We start from the raw sequence: 15,790 nt of genomic DNA on the forward strand, positions 1-15,790 counted from the left end.
TGATGTAATCCCTTACGTCTTCATCTTCGACATCAGGAACGTTAACGGCTTTATAGGAACCGCTGGCAAGACATCTGGCAATATCCAAAGCATCCCTGAAGTCATTTTTCAGCTTCTTTCCGCCTTTCTGTACAGCCATGGTGCTTGGAGCCAGAATCTTACAGTTGATGCCGGCCTTGGTTAATTCTCTGCAGGGAACATAACCAAGGCAACCGGCTTCGTAACCACATACAATATCGATGTCTTTTCTCTGTGATTTCAGATTGTTGATATACTTTTCGGTGTTTTTTATTAAGTCTTCTTTACAGTGCTAATAGAAAGAAAAAGAAGGAGTGTCAACGAAGGTGCTGAAGGAGAAAGAGATAACAGTCTTTTTCTGATAGTCGTTGTGAAGGAGCTATCCAAGAAACGTCTCAAAAACGTGATCTAAACGTCGTAATAACTTGTCCCTATTTGGGTACAGGATATAGCGTTTTTATTATTTTTTTGAGGTCGTGGGCGGGAGGAGCTTCTTCCCCCAAAAAACGCCATAAGTAAGGGTGCTTACCAAGCCCCCGGTTCGTTTTTTTGCAAAGCAAAGGAAATACTATGGTGTTAATTCAAGTTAGTACTTACAGCATTTCCCTGAATTTAAGGGAGATGTTCTATGCAGTACTCAGGTAAGTACGATCCCAATCTGGTTAAAGCCATTCTTACGCTGTCTTTTCAGGATAAGCGTACATACAAAGAAACGGCTGAAATTCTCCACATTTCTGAAAAAACTGTAGGCAGGCATGTTCGCCATGCGAAGCAAGCAGGGTTTGACATCGCTGATTTGCAGCTTTCAGCTCCGGAATTGGCTGCCAAGCTTCAGCCGAAGCGGTTTCTGAAGGATTCCGGGGTTCTGCGCCGTGCGGAAAGCAAACAGAAATTTCTTACCAAGAAATATCTTGCCGAGAGCTGCATGCGTTATTCCTCTGGCCGTTATAACTATGCCGAGTGTTATCGACACTATCTGGCCGAGAATGCAGACAAGAAACATTTCTGTGCGACTTACTTCAAGCAGTACATGAAGGATCAGATGAAGAAGGATATTCAAAACACGAAGTTCTTCTCCATTCCCTGGAATGAAGGTGATGTTTTAAGTCTTGCCGGTTTTGTAGGAGAGAATTTCAGACTTTATCTTTCCAGAATTCTTGAAAGATTCTCAGATGTTCAAAACGGTATTGATTCCTGTATGAAGCTTCTCAATTTCATGCATGGGAATAAGGCCTTGTATGAATTTGCTGAGACCTGTCTTGCATCGAATCCTTCCCTGGCGTTTTTCCCTTTGGCCGTTTTATGGAAAAAGCTTCTTCTTCAGAGCAAACATGTTTCCAGGTCAAGATGGGATAAGAATTTTTTTGATTATGTGGAAAACAGAAAAAAGGAATATCAGCAGAGTGAGATGAAGAGACTGGGATTGGAGGCTAAAAAATGAAGACTATGAATTTTGGGAAGTCCGTTGATATTGATGCGGTTAAGTATGAATCCGTACTGAAGGCGGTTTACTGGAACAGAAAGCCTGAAATGCCACGGGAAGAAGATTTTTGCGGAATCATGGAATATTGCCACTTTCTCAGTCAGGAACGGCTCTATAAGTATTTTGAACAAACCCGGAATCTTATCATAAGAACTAATTGCGCCTATGTTCCTGTTTCCGATTACAGAACTAAGAAGGTGTGTTTATGGACTCATGGGGATTTTGTTCTGTTTGATTTTGATTGTTTGGCTAAGGCTCAGGAACGCATTCAGGATTTGATTGATTGTATTGCTGAAGAAGCGAATTCAAGGCTAGTTGCCAGTGAGACAGGCATCGCATTGGAATACCAGAATGCCTTTGACATGGAATTCATAAGACTTTCCGTTTGGGATTGTATAACGGGTTTTTTAAAGGGGGATGTTGTTCGGTATCTGTCCGGGGAGATCCGGAATTGGAATAGGGATGGCAAACAGTTTGAGTGCTATTCCGAAAATGAAGGACACAAAACTTTTCAGCAAGTGTCTGCGGTCAAGAATTTTATTTGCAAATCAGATCTTCTATAGGAGAAAGGCGTTTATGAAGACTATTACTGTGAGCAATCAGAAGGGCGGAGTTGGCAAAACAGCGACCGTTGTAAATTTGGCAGGTTATTTAAGCAGAGAGCATAACCAGTCTGTTCTGGTTATGGATCTCGACACTCAGGGGAATGCTTCATGGAGTTTGGCTGACAGCCTTTTGAATGTCAGTGCCGGAGAGGTTCTTTTGAAAGACTGTTTTGATGTCAGGTCATGGAGAGATTCATGTTCCAGGTCTTTGAGTTCCGGTATTGCTGTGGTGGCAGCGGATTCTGTTCTGGCAGACATCGATTCTTACGATATTAAGACCATTGTTACCAGAATGACGGCTTTTTTGTCAGAAGTCGGTGATATGGGAGTAGACATTGTTTTAATCGACACACCTCCGTCATTGGGAAAGGCTTTGACGAGTGCCTTGCTTGTCTCAGATTATGTGATTTGTCCTATTGAGCTGGAAGCATACAGTCTTCAGGGCGTAGGGAAGTTGCAGAACGTGATTTCAAACATTCGTAAGTACAACAAGAATCTTCAGGTTTTGGGGCTTTTGCCGTCAATGGTTGATAACCGTAACAAAAGGCACAGAGAGCAGCTGGCATTGATTACTGAATCTTATCCGAGCCTGGTTATCAGACATTCTATCGGATTGAGATCCAGCATAGCAGATGCCTTGTCTGAGAAAACTTTTTTGGGAGATATCAAGAAATCCAGTGCCAGAAAAGCAAAACAGGAGTTTTCTGAACTTGCTTCATGGATTTTTGAGGCTATTAGCGAGGAGGGTAAAAATGGGACTGTCTGATAAAGAGATTTCTGACTTAAGAGCTTCTTCTGTCCGTGAACGTTTGGCTTATTGCCGTAAGGTTTTTACTGAATGGGATTCAGTGCTTGATGATGCGTTTTCCGGGAACAGCGACTTATCGTGTGATGAACGTGGCTATCTTTGTGAGACTGCTTCAATAGAACTTATTGATGCTTTGGAAAAGGCTCTGCTGATTATTGAAGACAGTGGTTTGTTATGTGAGGATGTAAAGAATGAGCGTTAATTTAGATGACTTCAACAAGTTGGGTTCGTTAATGAATGCGGAATCTTCAGGAGCTTCCGGTGAAACCTTTAAGCTTGCCATTAGTTTGATTGATGAAGATCCCAATCAGCCCAGAACATCAAGCAATCCTGGTTTTTCTGACGAATCCATCAATGAGCTTGCAGAAACCATCAGAGAGAGGGGCGTTAAGTCTCCGATTTCCGTAAGAGAAGCAGGAAACGGCAGATACATTATCAATCATGGTGCAAGACGTTACAGAGCCAGTATTGTTGCCGGTTTAACTGAAATTCCGGCTGTTATCGATAATGACTACACAAAACTTGATCAGGTGATCGAAAACATTCAGCGTAACAATCTGACCGCTAATGAGATCGCCGAGTTTATTCGTGAGGAACTGAAAAGGGGCAAGAGCAAAAAAGAAGTTGCTGCTGAACTTGGAAAATCAAGTGCCTGGATAAGTCAGTACTGTTGCATTATCGATCTTCCTTCAGAACTTGATACTTTTTGGCAGGCTGGTGTTTTAGGTGATGATGTGACAGCATTATCCGAACTGTGTAAATGCTTTCGTCAGAATTCTGAAAAAACATTAGCGTTTCTTGGCCGTGCGGAAAAGATTTCCCGGCGTGAAATCAGCGAGTTTAAGGAGAAACTTGAAAAAGGGGAGGAGCAGTCTGATTCTGATGAAGCAGCAGTTGACGGCAATATCTCCATGGAAGATACCAAAGAGGAACAGTCTTCAGATTCGACTCCGGAATCACAAGAGGCACAGACTGAGACGAAGACAAAGACAAAACCGAAGAGAGCAGAATCTCCGGTTGATGGTCAGGATGAAAACTTCAGTAACGATGCTGCTGAGGATTCTGAAGATGATGATGCTGAAGGGGACGATATCGCTGATGACGAAAGCGATGATGATTTGGAAGAACCGGCAGAACACATTGATTTGGACATGAAGGAATTTTCTACAATCAAACAGTATGCCGTTTCCGGTTTTTCGGCAGATAACTATGGCGGTTTAAAGGCTGTCAGCAGAGTTTTGTGTGTCTGTACTTTGGATGCTTCAGATACAGAATATGAGGTTGTCAATGTTGAGACTGAGCCAGGCAAAGCAATCATCAAGAATTCCAAGGGAGAGTTCTTTGTTGTGCCGGTGGATTCTCTGATTCTTTCAGTGCTGAAGTTTGAGTAAGAGGGGTTATATGTCCAAGTATATTTATGTTCCTTACTCAGATAAGGATGAAGCCAAAAAACTTGGAGCCAGATGGGATAAGAAAGCAAGCAGCTGGTTTATTCCTGATGGCGTGAGTGAATCGCTGTTCATCAAATGGATCGATACAAGAGAGCCTTCAGTGCGTTTTGCTGATGATTTGATTGCTCATGGCTGTTTGCTTCGACCTGGTGAGCCAAAATGCGATGGCCAGACTCATCGAGTTCAGGTTGCTGGCGATAAGGGGAATATTCAAAGCGGTTTCTATGTGATGCATCTTGACGGTGTTCCTAACGGATATTTCATGAATAACCGCACCAAGGATTCTTTCAAGAACCTGTATCTTAATCGTGGCGTTGATGAAAGAGAGTCTCCTGAAGAGATTAAAAAACGCCAGGAGGAATACAGGATTCAGCAGGCCAAGGCTGAACAGGAACGGCAGAAGCAGGAACGGCAGGTTGCAATGACAATCAGACAGCAGCTCAGGAAGTTAAGCAACACGAACGATATTACTTCACCGTATTTCAAGAAGAAACGAATTCCGGGGAGCGTTTTTACCTTTGTTGAAGGAGACAAGAACGGTTTAATTACATGGATACCGCTTTATGATGTAAACAAGCAGCTGACAACAGCACAGACCATTTCCCCTGAAGGTGAGAAAAGGTTTGTCAAAGGTGGCCGGAAACATGGAAGCTTCCATGTTGTGCTTGGCAAAATCGAGCCGGAAGATTCAACGGTTATTATTTGCGAAGGCTATGCCACAGCAGCGAGTATTCAGTACAGTTTAATTGAACACAGGGACGTAAAGGTGGTGGCTGCCATTGATGCCGGAAATCTTCTTCCGGTGGCTCAGAGCCTTAAAAAACGATATTCCGACAAGAATTTCATTATTGCCTGCGACAATGATCATCTGGCTGAAAAGAATGTCGGAGTTGATGAAGGCAGAAAAGCAGCCGAGGCTATAGGAGCCAAGACTGTGATTCCTCAATTTGGCGATGCTGATGAAGGCACAGACTTTAACGATCTGATGCTGAGTGCCGGAAAGGATGCTGTTTTGAAGAGCTTTTTGACGGAACTTCTGGTTTAAACTTTGATTATGGCCTCTGCGAGCGAGGTTTGCAGGGGCTTCAGGTATTGAATATGAGAACTGAAACGGAATATATTTTTGTTGATACCGAAACAACCGGGCTTGATTACAGAACTGATGAACTTTTGTCAGTAAGCGTTGTTGATCATTATGGCAGGTGCATTTTTCATTCGCTGGTGAAGCCGGAACGCAAGAAATCCTGGAATGATGCGGAAAGAATTCACGGAATAAGCTTTGAAATGGTCAGGAATGCGCCCCGGTTTAAGGTTCTGAAACCAATGCTTAACAAGCTCTTTAAGGGGAAGCATGTTGTTGCGTACAACATGAATTTTGACTCGGTATTTTTAGGAAGTTCCCTGAGACATGCCGCCTCTCTTCATTGTTGCATGAAGGCATATGCCGAGTATTATGGCGAGTATGATCCCGTGAGACAGAGTTTTAAATGGAAGAAACTGACTGATGCCGTAAAAAACTGTAATCCTGATTTTGTTTTCAGGCCTCATTCAAGTCTTGATGATTCAATGGCAGCCAGAGAGGTATGGCTTTCTTTGATGAAGCACAAGTCTATTGCTGAAAAGTATGGATTTTATGATAAGTGAGCAGTTACTATGTATCTATAGGAACAAGGTGGTGAATATGATTACTCAAAAAAAGATGGAAGAAAATATTGAAAAACTGGAAAGACCAGGTTTTCCTGCTATTGATGAAATAATTAATTACACTGAATCCGGTGAAGATGACAAGAATGCCCTTGAGTACGAGAAAGCTTATTGTGCCTTGATCGAGCAGGTTAAGGACAAAACTCATGATGAGCAAGTGTCTTTTTTGATGGAACATATGCATGAATTGAGGGATATTGTAACGCTGTTTTCTTCTGCTAGAGATATGTATTTATACGATGAAGGTGATTTTGGCGATGAGGTTTTAGCAAATCTAATGATTTATCGTTATGAAAACCATATTTCTATCCTTGACGATGAATACTGCAAGCTCACCAAAGATTATGTTAAAGGTATTGAAGATCGGCTTTATGCAAAAATTGAAGACGAAGAAATGAGAAAAATCAGAGAAGAATATAGATTACGTAAACAATGGGAAGCAGAGCATCCTGAAGAAGCAAAAGCTCATTATGAAAATGAATTAAGATCGTGTGAGCAATTCGCAAATGAATTGGGAGATTTTGGAAAAAAAATATTACAAGAACATGATGCCGATTATTGGTTAAACTATAATTCAGAGAATGACTAATAATGGATATAATCGTGTCAGATGAAGCCCGACAACAATTAAAAATAATTAAGTTGTTGGGTGATAGTGGTAATAAAGATTATGCTGCCTTGTTCTATAGAATCGCTCTTTATCTTAAATCATTAAAACAGGTTAAAAACATAGATGAACTTAAATTAGGTATAAATGATCGGCATAAAAATAATAGATTATCTGGTGATATGTCTGATGTTGCAACAAGAGATATAGATCCAAGGCATAGAATGACCTATTTTGACAGAGAAAATAATGCAGTAATATTAACTACTTTAAGCCATTATAATATTGAATTACTAAAAGGGAAAAAATTATTTACCCCAAACAAGATTCAACTTATTAAGATCAAAAGACTATCATCTGATGATTTTCAAATGTTGAAAGAAAGAAGTAAATTACTAGTTGAAAAAATGGTTGCTGTTGTGCAACAAGATCCTCAAAATATTGATTATGAATTTTTTAATAAATCTGTGCAATCAAAATACATATGTCCAGTTTCTGTTGATACTATAACCAAACGGCTTGGTGATTACGTGTCTGTATCAGTGGATAAGAATCATGGTGATATGGATCAAGCTTTATTGGACTTTTTTTCCAAAAATGAAAAGGTGATAGAGAATACAACAGCTAATGCCATAGGACTTGGCAATGTTGCATCTGTGATTATGTCAAATCAAGATTTGAAAAAGTTATTATTAACTAAATTGGAAGTAGAAAAAACAATCATGAGACACTTCTCTGATTTGGCTTTTTATGTAAATAAGAGGGTTAGTAATTCACATAGACAAGAAATGCTTGTTTCAATTGCTAACGATTTTTTAAAGGGGTATGATAAAGTTCACGATCAAAAAGTAGTGTTTAGTAATGATAAATACCAAGGATTTAATTTTAGGCATGATTACGAGCTAATACGAAGAATTGATGAACGTTTAAGACAGAATATCAGCACTGATTTAGAAAATTGTATAAAAAATAATGCAAGTATTGATGTTCTTAATAAGGAAAGCAAGACAGAATTCTTTCGTAATCTTTTTCCTGAAACCAAAAATTTCACCTCTGTTTTTCATGAAGTTTGCAGAAAACTTGATTTGCTCCCAAACGGAAAATCCAGAGAATCTCATGAAGCAATATGCAAGATGTTAGGAATAGAAAAAGGTTCACTTTTAAAAAGAAAAGACAGCGAAAACAGAATTAATCAATCACAACAAATTATTCAGGAAAAATCAAAAATTAAAAAAGGTCATTCCAGATAAAACTTTTGCATAAAACAAAGGTTATTTTTGGATATGTTGTCGGCATATGTAAAAAGTGTGTATAATGCCAGCAAGTTTTGTAACGATCATTATGATCATAGGCTGGAATTGCGTATGTCTGAATATTTTGACCTTGATATCACTCTCATTGACGAGGATCCTGATCAACCAAGAAGAAAAGATAATGCCGGATTTGCTGAAAAATCCTTAAACGAGCTTGCAGAAACCATCAGAGAGAGGGGCGTTAAGTCTCCGATTTCCGTAAGAGAAGCAGGAAACGGCAGATACATTATCAATCATGGTGCAAGACGTTACAGAGCCAGCATAAAGGCAGGAAAGGCAACGATTCCGGCGTTTATAGACAATGACTACACAAAACTTGATCAGGTTATCGAAAACATTCAGCGTGAAAATCTTTCTCCCAGGGAAATTGCCGACTACATAGGATACAGGGTTTCTCATGGCGCTAAAAAGGGTGAGCTAGCTAAAGAACTGGGTAAGTCTAATGCGTGGATAAGCCAGCACAGCAGTCTTCTGGATCTTCCTGAACCGATATCAAATGCCATGAATAAGGGCAAGATTTCAGATCTGACGGCAATTACCGAACTCGTTAAACTCTACAACAAAAATTCAGATGACATCACCGAATGGATTGCTGAAGCTGATGAGATCAGCAGAGCAACCATCCAGACTATGAAGGAATACATTGATTCTGGAAAGCATTCTGAAGAACGAGATTCAGAAGAAAACCATGAAATGTCAGTGCCAAGGGAAAGAAAGAAAAAGCCTGGTCCCGTTGGACCCAAGGCTAAAATTATAGTGATGTATCAGAATAAGAAGTGCGAGTTAAGGCTGGTCAGACCTAAAGGAACCGGAAATGCCGTTATCCTGTGCGAAGGGGAGTCTATGGAAGTGCCTATTTCAGAACTGAGTTTAGATGCTGTCGAATAGGCTCTGTCATTTTTTTATCATTATTGGCAATGGATTCTTCCTTAAATGGCTTGAATTTACAAGGTGATCGTTTACTGCAAAGCCATTCGTCTGCATTGTTGGCTCTAACATAACAGTGCTGACAGTAAAAACACTTCCTTGCCCAATCTTCCAGTTCATCTATACTGCCAACCTCCGGTCTTGTTCTTTTTCGTCCGGCCATACTGATATCTCCGGGGATTAGTGTTTGAGGATGAATATCACTTCTCCAATGACAAACAGGTTTACAAGAATAAACAGATAAACCATCATTGAAAGATTACTGATCTTTTTGGATAGGGAGCTGTACTCTTGTGTTCTGGCCTTGTCTTTTTGCTGAGATATAGCTTTCAATGAACTCTCAATGGAGTTTTCTATCTTTTCGGCCATCTCCGAGGTTAGCAAGGCAGATTTATCAAAGGCGATCTGATACATCTTCTGAACCTTTTCGTACTGCTCTTCCTGAATATCAGACAGATCGTTTGATAGTTCATCTATCAAAACTTGCTGGGCAAGAAACAGACTCAGGACCGGATCGTCCTCTTCAATTTTGACATGGGTCTGCTCGTAGATTTTGGCTACCAGTTTTTCTGTTTGCTGATTCATAGGCCGCCTTCTTCGAGAACTTTGAAGAGCTTCTTTTCCAGGTTCTTAAGACGCTGACGCACCATTATGGGTTTGCTCATGTCAGAGTAGCCTTCTGAAAATGTCTGCTTATTTTTTAGAATTTCCGTAAAGTCGGCTCCGAAAGTATCTTTCTTGAGTTCAGGAAGTTCCAAAACGGCTTTGATTGATTCGTGGTTGTTCTTGTAACATTTCATCTCGAAAAAGTTCTTGTTTTCGATCTGAATAGCCCCCTGAAATGTATTCAGCCACACATAAAAGCCGAGGTTTTCCGGTTTGCCATTTTTCGTGAAATTCTTGATCAGCGCGTTGAAGCCATTGATACAGTCCAATAAGGCCTGAGATCCGGCAATAATGGAATGAAGGCATATTTCTACGTCCATATCTGCCAATACTGAAGGAATGTCGTTATCTATGAGATACAGAGACAGGGGGACAAAGGAAGAAGCTCCGTTATCCACTATTATCTCATCAGCATCAGAATTGGCTATGTCTTCAATAAGATTATCAAAATTTCTTGGTTTGATTTCATCGTCCTGCATAAGCTCAAGAACCTTCACATTCAAGGATCTGTAGCCAGCAAAGCTTGTGTTGACCGGATCTGTGTCAAAACAGGCGATCTTTTTTTCATGTGCCAGAAAGTACTGAGCAAGAAGTGTGGAGGCGAGTGTTTTGCCTACACCGCCTTTTCCCTGCATAATCATATGTACTCTCATTTGCATTCCTCCCGTGATTTTAGAAAACGTTTAAATAAATTGTAGAACTGACCGTATTTGATCCTGATTTGGTGGGCATCGTAAAGACATCTCCAGATTGCTTTTATGGTGTATCCTTTCCTGTAAGAAGACACAATCTGATCGATGTGAGCGTAAAACTCAGCTTTTGTAATGGTAGACTGGTCGTTATATTTGACAGCTGATTCTGCTAAAACTTTATCCGAAAGTTCAGTCATTCTTTTTCTCCACTTTATCTTCAAATAGTTCCTGCATAGTATGAGTCTCCAACTATTCAGTAAATCAGATAAGTTCGTCCTTGTTGGGAGTAGGGTTGAAATCAAAGGTCTTGTTTCGAGACGTGTGTTTTGATTCAGTACTTGTGTCAGTTTCCGGTGTTGATGATTTTTCTGATGAATCCATCACCGTATTTTGTTCTTTGATGCATGCACGATATAACCTGCCGAAATGTTGATAGGTGCAATCAAACATCTGGTGTTTTTTCAGGTATGCCCAAATGTATTTTAAGGTAAAGCCTTCGTTTTTTAATTTAACTATCGTGTTAAGTGACTGTTTGAACTTTACTCTAGTGATTACGCCTTTTCCGAGCGAGAACTCTTTTTGCAGGAGTATCGATTCATCAAGATTCAGGTCGTTATCTTTGCCCATGTTGTTTTGTCTCTTCATGCTCTATCTGAAAAATGATCATTTATGGCGTTTTTATCTGTCTATGTTCTTAACTGGTTATAGCCAGGTTAAATTAGAGTTCTAGTAACGCTATATTTATGTTAATGTTCATTTGATGTTTTGTCAATGTTACATTATGGTGTTTTTAATGTTTTTTATACGTTACCTATGGAGTTAACCAAAAAAGAGCATATAATTAACGTAGATAGAACGAAAAAGCAACAAAGTCGAAGAATGGCAGGATGGGTAAATGTGTACACATTTACGGTTTGCTTATTCGCATGAATGCTCAACGAAACCTTACATCCTGCCACCTTCAAAAAGGTGGGAGTTTGTCGTAGAACGACAAAATGTCTGGCAGTAAAGAAGAAAAATTCTGAAATGAAAAACGATAATAAACAAAAGAAAAATAACAAATACGAGCAGATACATTTCAGAATTTCTCAGGAAGATAAAGAGATAATCAGTGAAAACGCCAGGAAATGTAATTTGACGGTTGGAGAGTATTTGCGACAGGTGGGATGCGGTTATACTCCAAAAAATAATGAACATTTAGAACGTATTCATGATTTGATAATTGTGAATGGCGATTTAGGGAGATTGGGAGGTCTGCTCAAATTATGGCTAACTGATCAGCTAAAGGTTTCTTATTATCACAGGAAAGGAATAGTCAGATTGCTGCATGAGATTGAGTATAACCGCCTTCAGCTGGAAGAAATTATGGAAAAAATATTAAAGATGTGATTTTAGCATGCTAAAAAAGCAGGAAGATTTGAAGGTGTAAAGGGAACAATTTTAGCATGCTAAAATGTTTGCTGTTAGTATATGATTATTTATGAAGTTGAGAAAAAGAAAGGTATTAAAGGTTCGTTTACCGGACTTACTAAGTATCTAACCAATTCTAAGGGGCTTGAATCCAGAGTCGGGGAAATTAAATTAAGTAATTTTATAGCAGATGATGTCAATGTAGCATGTATTGAAGCAACAGCAACACAAATGATGAATACCAGAGCTACAAGCGATAAAACTCTTCATTTGATTATGAGTTTCCCTGCTGGTGAAAAACCTTCTTCAGATGTACTGAAGGATTGCGAGGAGATTGTAGTTAAGAAGCTGGGAATGAGTGATTATCAGCGGTTAAGTGTGGTTCATGGAGATACTGATAATTTGCATGTTCATATTGTAATTAACAAAATTCATCCAAAGACCAAAAATATATTTGAGCCATACCAATCGCATAAAAAATTAGCTAAAGCATGTATAGCGTGTGAAGATAAATATAATCTAATTAGGGATAATCACGATTTTATCAGACCGTCTGTTGAAAACAGAATTGATAAGCTGGAAATACATAAAGGGGAAGAATCGCTATGTTCAGCTGTCAGGAGGATTAAAGATGAGTTAGCCAGGGCAGCGAACTGGAAAGATTTTCATAAGATTCTTTATAAGAATAAATGCGGAATCAAAATCAGAGCCAATGGTTTTGTTTTTTATGATTACAGCGGTGTCCATGTTAAGGCGAGTACTGTAGATAGAAGTTTTTCAAAAAAGAAATTAGAAGAAAGATTTGGAGCCTTTATTTCATTTGATGATATTTGTGGAATTGGAGATCATGCCAATCAAAATGACAATGGAAATGTTGAAGATAAATCAAAATCTAATGATCGTGAGGAAGAATCAGGTAATCAAGCAGATAAAGATATGAATGATGATCCTGAAAAAACAGAATCATTAAATGATGATTTTAATCAAGCTGAAAAATTTGATATCGAAAACGAACAGCGGGATAAACAAGAGCATAAGGCAGACAAAAGAAAACAATCCGAAAAAAGACCGGCTGAAAACCTTACAAAAACTGAAGAGAAATCTCTTTGGTCAGAGTATCAAAAAATCAGAAAAGATTCTGAAGACTATAACAGGCAAATTAAAAAGGATGTTTATGATTATTTGTTTAAACTGAATAAGAAAAATTTTAACAAAATCAGGCTTCAGTACAAGATTTTCAGCATGTTAAAAATTCCAAAATTCATGCGTTCATATCTGAATTTGTATTTAAGCATGAAGGTTAAAAGAATGAGAGAAGAAGCGAAAGCAGCCGCCAGGGCAAAGCTTGAAAAAATGGTGGATTCAAAACAATCATGGTTATCATTTTTAAAAAACAAAGCTGAAAAAGGGAATGTTGATGCTCTGAATATTTTGTTGCGAAGGAATTCTCATAACATCAGAAAGAGGAGTTCTGAATACAGCAGCGGTAATCAGGATTTTAGCATGCTAAAACGCTTGATAGAAAAATACATGAAGTTTGAGAAAGTTACGTCAAATGGTAACAAGGTATATTCCTTCAAAAATAAAACAATAGTTGTTACTGAAGGACGAATTTACGTGAATTCCAAAGTTTGGAGAAATGGCTATAAATTCAAGAAAAGCAGAAATTCAAACAAATATGCCTACACCAATTTTGATAAGGCCAAGAACAAAAGAGGTTTTAAATACAGAGATTTTAAGGATGATGTCGATAAAACCGAGAAGGTTTATGAATATGTAAATGAAGAAGTTAAAAAACAGAAATCTGATAAATACAGAGATCGGACGAATTTTGCAAAAATGAAAAACAGAAAATTCATGGATGAGAATATGAGATCTTACAGAAATAACCATCGAAATAACCAGGAACAAAAAAGAGGCAGAACAATATGACAGATCAGATTACAGAAGAGGATTTTATAGAAGATCCCATGGCAGCTATTGATAAGCTTTCTGAATTGCTGGAATCAAAATCTGAAAATGATTTAGAAGAATTAAGTCAGGAATTAGAAAGTAAAAAGGAATCTATAAGCAGAATATTAGCTGATGATTCAGAGATGCCAAAACCAAAAAATGATTTTTGTTGCATGCACTGTAAATCAGCCATGTGGTTTGGCAGTAAAAAATATGCGAAGTGTTATTGCGGAAGAATGTTTACCATAACATATGACAGTACAAACATGGTTGATGAAATTACTGAATGTGATGGGAATGAGATTATCCAATGAAGGAAGAATATAACAACAAAGTCGGTCCTGAACTGTACGAAAAGAAAAAGACCGGCAATAAATTATTAAGATTGTTTCTAGTGATACTGGCTTGTTTATTGATTCTTAGTTCCGGTACTCAATATTTTGCGCATTGTTTCAATTATCATTATGTACTTGGTGATAATTATAATAAAATATACTTACCTTGGAAAATTCTGGAATGGGCAGAATTGTATAAACAGGATTATCCTCAATATGTAGAGGATTCCATGAATGTAATGTTTGGCTGCCTCACAATCATTGCTTTGTGTTTTATGGCGTTTATTGCAATTCAGGACAGCAAGATTAAAGGCAATAAGTATCTTCATGGCTCTGCAAGGTGGGCAAGTATTAAGGATATGGAACAGGCAGGTCTTCTTCATAAGAAAATGCCAAAAGGACCGGTGGTGTATGTCGGCGGTATAAAGGATAAATCAGGAAATTTCAGATATCTGGTTCACGGCGGTCCGGAACATGTTTTGTGTTTTGCTCCCACACGTTCCGGTAAAGGCGTTGGTCTTGTTGTTCCTACAATGCTCTCCTGGAGTGATTCTGTTGTTTGTAACGACATTAAGGGCGAGTTATGGGCTTTGACTTCCGGATGGAGACAGAAGTACCTGAAATCGAAAGTGATAAGACTCGAATTCAGTTCTGTAAATTCTGCTCATTGGAATCCTCTTGATGAAATCAGGATTGGAACAGAGTATGAAGTTGGAGATGCTCAGAATCTGGCAATGCTCGTGGTAGATCCTGACGGCAAAGGTTTAGACGGTGCTGACGGACACTGGAAGAAAACAGCGTTTGCTCTTTACACAGGGCTGATTCTTTATGTTCTGTATGAAGCAAGGAATCCGAAGTCAGCAATAGTGAAGGCAAATTTTCACACAATTGATGCGGTTTTATCTGATAAGACTCGTTCTGTTAAGGAACTGTGGACGGCAATGAAGGAACACTCTAATCCGATAGTCTCAGCTGCCGGTCAGGATATGCTGGACAGACCTGATGAAGAAGCCGGATCTGTTCTTTCTACAGTCAAATCAAATTTGTCATTGTTCAGAGATCCTATAGTCGCCAAGAATGTTGAGAGCAGTGATTTTTCAGTAAGGGATTTGATGCATCATGAAGCTCCTGTAAGTTTATATTTAATATCTCAGCCTTCAGATAAAGGGAGAATCAGACCAATGCTCAGAATCTTTGTCTGTATGTGCATGCGACTTTTGGCAGACAAGATGGAGTTTAAAAACGGCAGGGCTGTAAAGACTTATAAGCACCGACTTCTGATGATGCTGGATGAATTTCCGGCTTTGGGAAAAATGGATATTGTTCAGGAATCTTTGGCTTTTGTGGCCGGATATGGGATCAAATGCTACCTCATTACTCAGGATTTGGGACAGTTGTATTCTGCTTATGGGAAGGACGAATCAATTACGTCTAACTGTCATATTCAGAACTGTTTCCCGGCAATTAAAGATGATACTTGTGCCTACATCTCAAAGATGACGGGTACAACAACAATCGTTAAAGAAACAAAATCCAAGAGCGGTTCCGGATTTAAAACGAATATCACAAGAGGTGTTCAGGAAATTAAGAGAGAACTTCTCACTCCCGGAGAGGTTAAGTCTTTACCAGGCTCTGTGAAAGACAGCAAAGGGATGATTTTAGAAGCAGGAAAAATGCTGATATTTGCAGCCGGTTTTCCTCCGATTTTTGGTCAGCAGCCCTTGTATTTTAAAGATCCGGTGTTTGAAAAAAGATCGGCAGTTCCTGAAGCAGAGACATCCGATGTTTTAAGAGGAAAATTAAAGGGTGGCTTTTAGC

18 protein-coding genes are annotated in these 15,790 nt (G+C 38.9%); 14 read left to right on the forward strand and 4 right to left on the reverse strand.

Going from position 1 to position 15,790, the window contains the following annotated elements; all coding sequences use genetic code 11:
- Nucleotides 1-646: 646 nt before the first annotated feature.
- The 10 genes from T489_RS0101990 to T489_RS13395 all read left to right on the forward strand — a co-directional run bounded on the left by T489_RS0101990 (nt 647) and on the right by T489_RS13395 (nt 8,877).
- Nucleotides 647-1,459, forward strand: a complete 813-nt coding sequence (locus T489_RS0101990) for a sigma factor-like helix-turn-helix DNA-binding protein (RefSeq protein WP_031578369.1) — start codon at nt 647-649, stop codon at nt 1,457-1,459.
- Nucleotides 1,456-2,064, forward strand: a complete 609-nt coding sequence (locus tag T489_RS15105; RefSeq protein WP_031578371.1) for a hypothetical protein — start codon at nt 1,456-1,458, stop codon at nt 2,062-2,064. Before T489_RS0101990 ends, T489_RS15105 begins: the two co-directional genes overlap by 4 nt.
- A gap of 13 nt (nt 2,065-2,077) precedes the next feature.
- The gene (locus T489_RS0102000; protein ID WP_031578372.1) at nt 2,078-2,872 is read left to right on the forward strand and encodes a ParA family protein; all 795 of its coding nucleotides are present in this window, start codon (nt 2,078-2,080) and stop codon (nt 2,870-2,872) included.
- A complete protein-coding gene (locus T489_RS0102005; RefSeq protein ID WP_031578373.1) occupies nt 2,859-3,116 on the forward strand; it encodes a hypothetical protein in 258 nt (85 codons plus the stop codon). The genes T489_RS0102000 and T489_RS0102005 overlap by 14 nt, the downstream gene beginning before the upstream one ends.
- Nucleotides 3,106-4,305, forward strand: coding sequence for a ParB/RepB/Spo0J family partition protein (locus T489_RS14005; protein ID WP_051621709.1), 1,200 nt, complete (start codon nt 3,106-3,108; stop codon nt 4,303-4,305). Before T489_RS0102005 ends, T489_RS14005 begins: the two co-directional genes overlap by 11 nt.
- 10 nt (nt 4,306-4,315) lie before the next feature.
- Nucleotides 4,316-5,410 (forward strand): DUF5710 domain-containing protein, encoded by a 1,095-nt coding sequence (locus tag T489_RS0102015; protein WP_031578375.1) that lies wholly within the window; start codon nt 4,316-4,318, stop codon nt 5,408-5,410.
- A gap of 53 nt (nt 5,411-5,463) precedes the next feature.
- On the forward strand, nt 5,464-6,009 hold the full coding sequence (locus T489_RS0102020; protein WP_031578376.1) for a 3'-5' exonuclease: 546 nt from the start codon (nt 5,464-5,466) through the stop codon (nt 6,007-6,009).
- Nucleotides 6,010-6,046: 37 nt separating this feature from the next.
- Nucleotides 6,047-6,658 carry a hypothetical protein gene (locus T489_RS0102025; RefSeq protein ID WP_031578377.1) on the forward strand — a complete coding sequence of 204 codons (612 nt, stop codon included), beginning with the start codon at nt 6,047-6,049 and terminating at the stop codon, nt 6,656-6,658.
- A 14-nt stretch (nt 6,659-6,672) separates the two neighbouring features.
- Nucleotides 6,673-7,926 (forward strand): hypothetical protein, encoded by a 1,254-nt coding sequence (locus tag T489_RS0102030; RefSeq protein ID WP_157608030.1) that lies wholly within the window; start codon nt 6,673-6,675, stop codon nt 7,924-7,926.
- A 114-nt stretch (nt 7,927-8,040) separates the two neighbouring features.
- Nucleotides 8,041-8,877 (forward strand): ParB/RepB/Spo0J family partition protein, encoded by an 837-nt coding sequence (locus T489_RS13395; RefSeq protein WP_051621710.1) that lies wholly within the window; start codon nt 8,041-8,043, stop codon nt 8,875-8,877.
- Nucleotides 8,878-9,096: 219 nt separating this feature from the next.
- Here T489_RS13395 and T489_RS0102045 read toward each other — a convergent pair whose 3' ends face one another.
- From T489_RS0102045 to T489_RS0102060, 4 genes are all read right to left on the reverse strand, one after another.
- On the reverse strand, nt 9,097-9,501 hold the full coding sequence (locus T489_RS0102045) for a hypothetical protein (RefSeq protein ID WP_031578381.1): 405 nt from the start codon (nt 9,499-9,501) through the stop codon (nt 9,097-9,099).
- Nucleotides 9,498-10,235, reverse strand: a complete 738-nt coding sequence (locus T489_RS0102050) for a nucleotide-binding protein (protein WP_031578382.1) — start codon at nt 10,233-10,235, stop codon at nt 9,498-9,500. Before T489_RS0102050 ends, T489_RS0102045 begins: the two co-directional genes overlap by 4 nt.
- Entirely contained in the window at nt 10,232-10,471 is a 240-nt protein-coding gene (locus T489_RS0102055) for a hypothetical protein (RefSeq protein WP_031578383.1), read from the reverse strand. The genes T489_RS0102050 and T489_RS0102055 overlap by 4 nt, the downstream gene beginning before the upstream one ends.
- Before the next feature lie 64 nt (nt 10,472-10,535).
- The gene (locus tag T489_RS0102060; protein WP_031578384.1) at nt 10,536-10,919 is read right to left on the reverse strand and encodes a hypothetical protein; all 384 of its coding nucleotides are present in this window, start codon (nt 10,917-10,919) and stop codon (nt 10,536-10,538) included.
- A gap of 381 nt (nt 10,920-11,300) precedes the next feature.
- Between T489_RS0102060 and T489_RS14010 the strand changes: the two genes are divergently transcribed.
- From T489_RS14010 to T489_RS0102080, 4 genes are all read left to right on the forward strand, one after another.
- Nucleotides 11,301-11,663: a plasmid mobilization protein gene (locus tag T489_RS14010; protein WP_157608031.1), complete on the forward strand. Its 363-nt coding sequence runs from the start codon at nt 11,301-11,303 to the stop codon at nt 11,661-11,663.
- An 81-nt stretch (nt 11,664-11,744) separates the two neighbouring features.
- Nucleotides 11,745-13,616, forward strand: a complete 1,872-nt coding sequence (gene traI, locus T489_RS14015) for a TraI/MobA(P) family conjugative relaxase (protein WP_051621712.1) — start codon at nt 11,745-11,747, stop codon at nt 13,614-13,616.
- Nucleotides 13,613-13,951, forward strand: a complete 339-nt coding sequence (locus T489_RS0102075; protein ID WP_031578387.1) for a hypothetical protein — start codon at nt 13,613-13,615, stop codon at nt 13,949-13,951. The genes traI and T489_RS0102075 overlap by 4 nt, the downstream gene beginning before the upstream one ends.
- On the forward strand, nt 13,948-15,789 hold the full coding sequence (locus T489_RS0102080) for a type IV secretory system conjugative DNA transfer family protein (protein ID WP_031578388.1): 1,842 nt from the start codon (nt 13,948-13,950) through the stop codon (nt 15,787-15,789). The genes T489_RS0102075 and T489_RS0102080 overlap by 4 nt, the downstream gene beginning before the upstream one ends.
- Nucleotide 15,790: the final 1 nt, after the last annotated feature.

Source organism: Ruminobacter sp. RM87, assembly GCF_000701925.1.
GTDB classification, from domain to species: Bacteria; Pseudomonadota; Gammaproteobacteria; order Enterobacterales; family Succinivibrionaceae; genus Ruminobacter; species Ruminobacter amylophilus.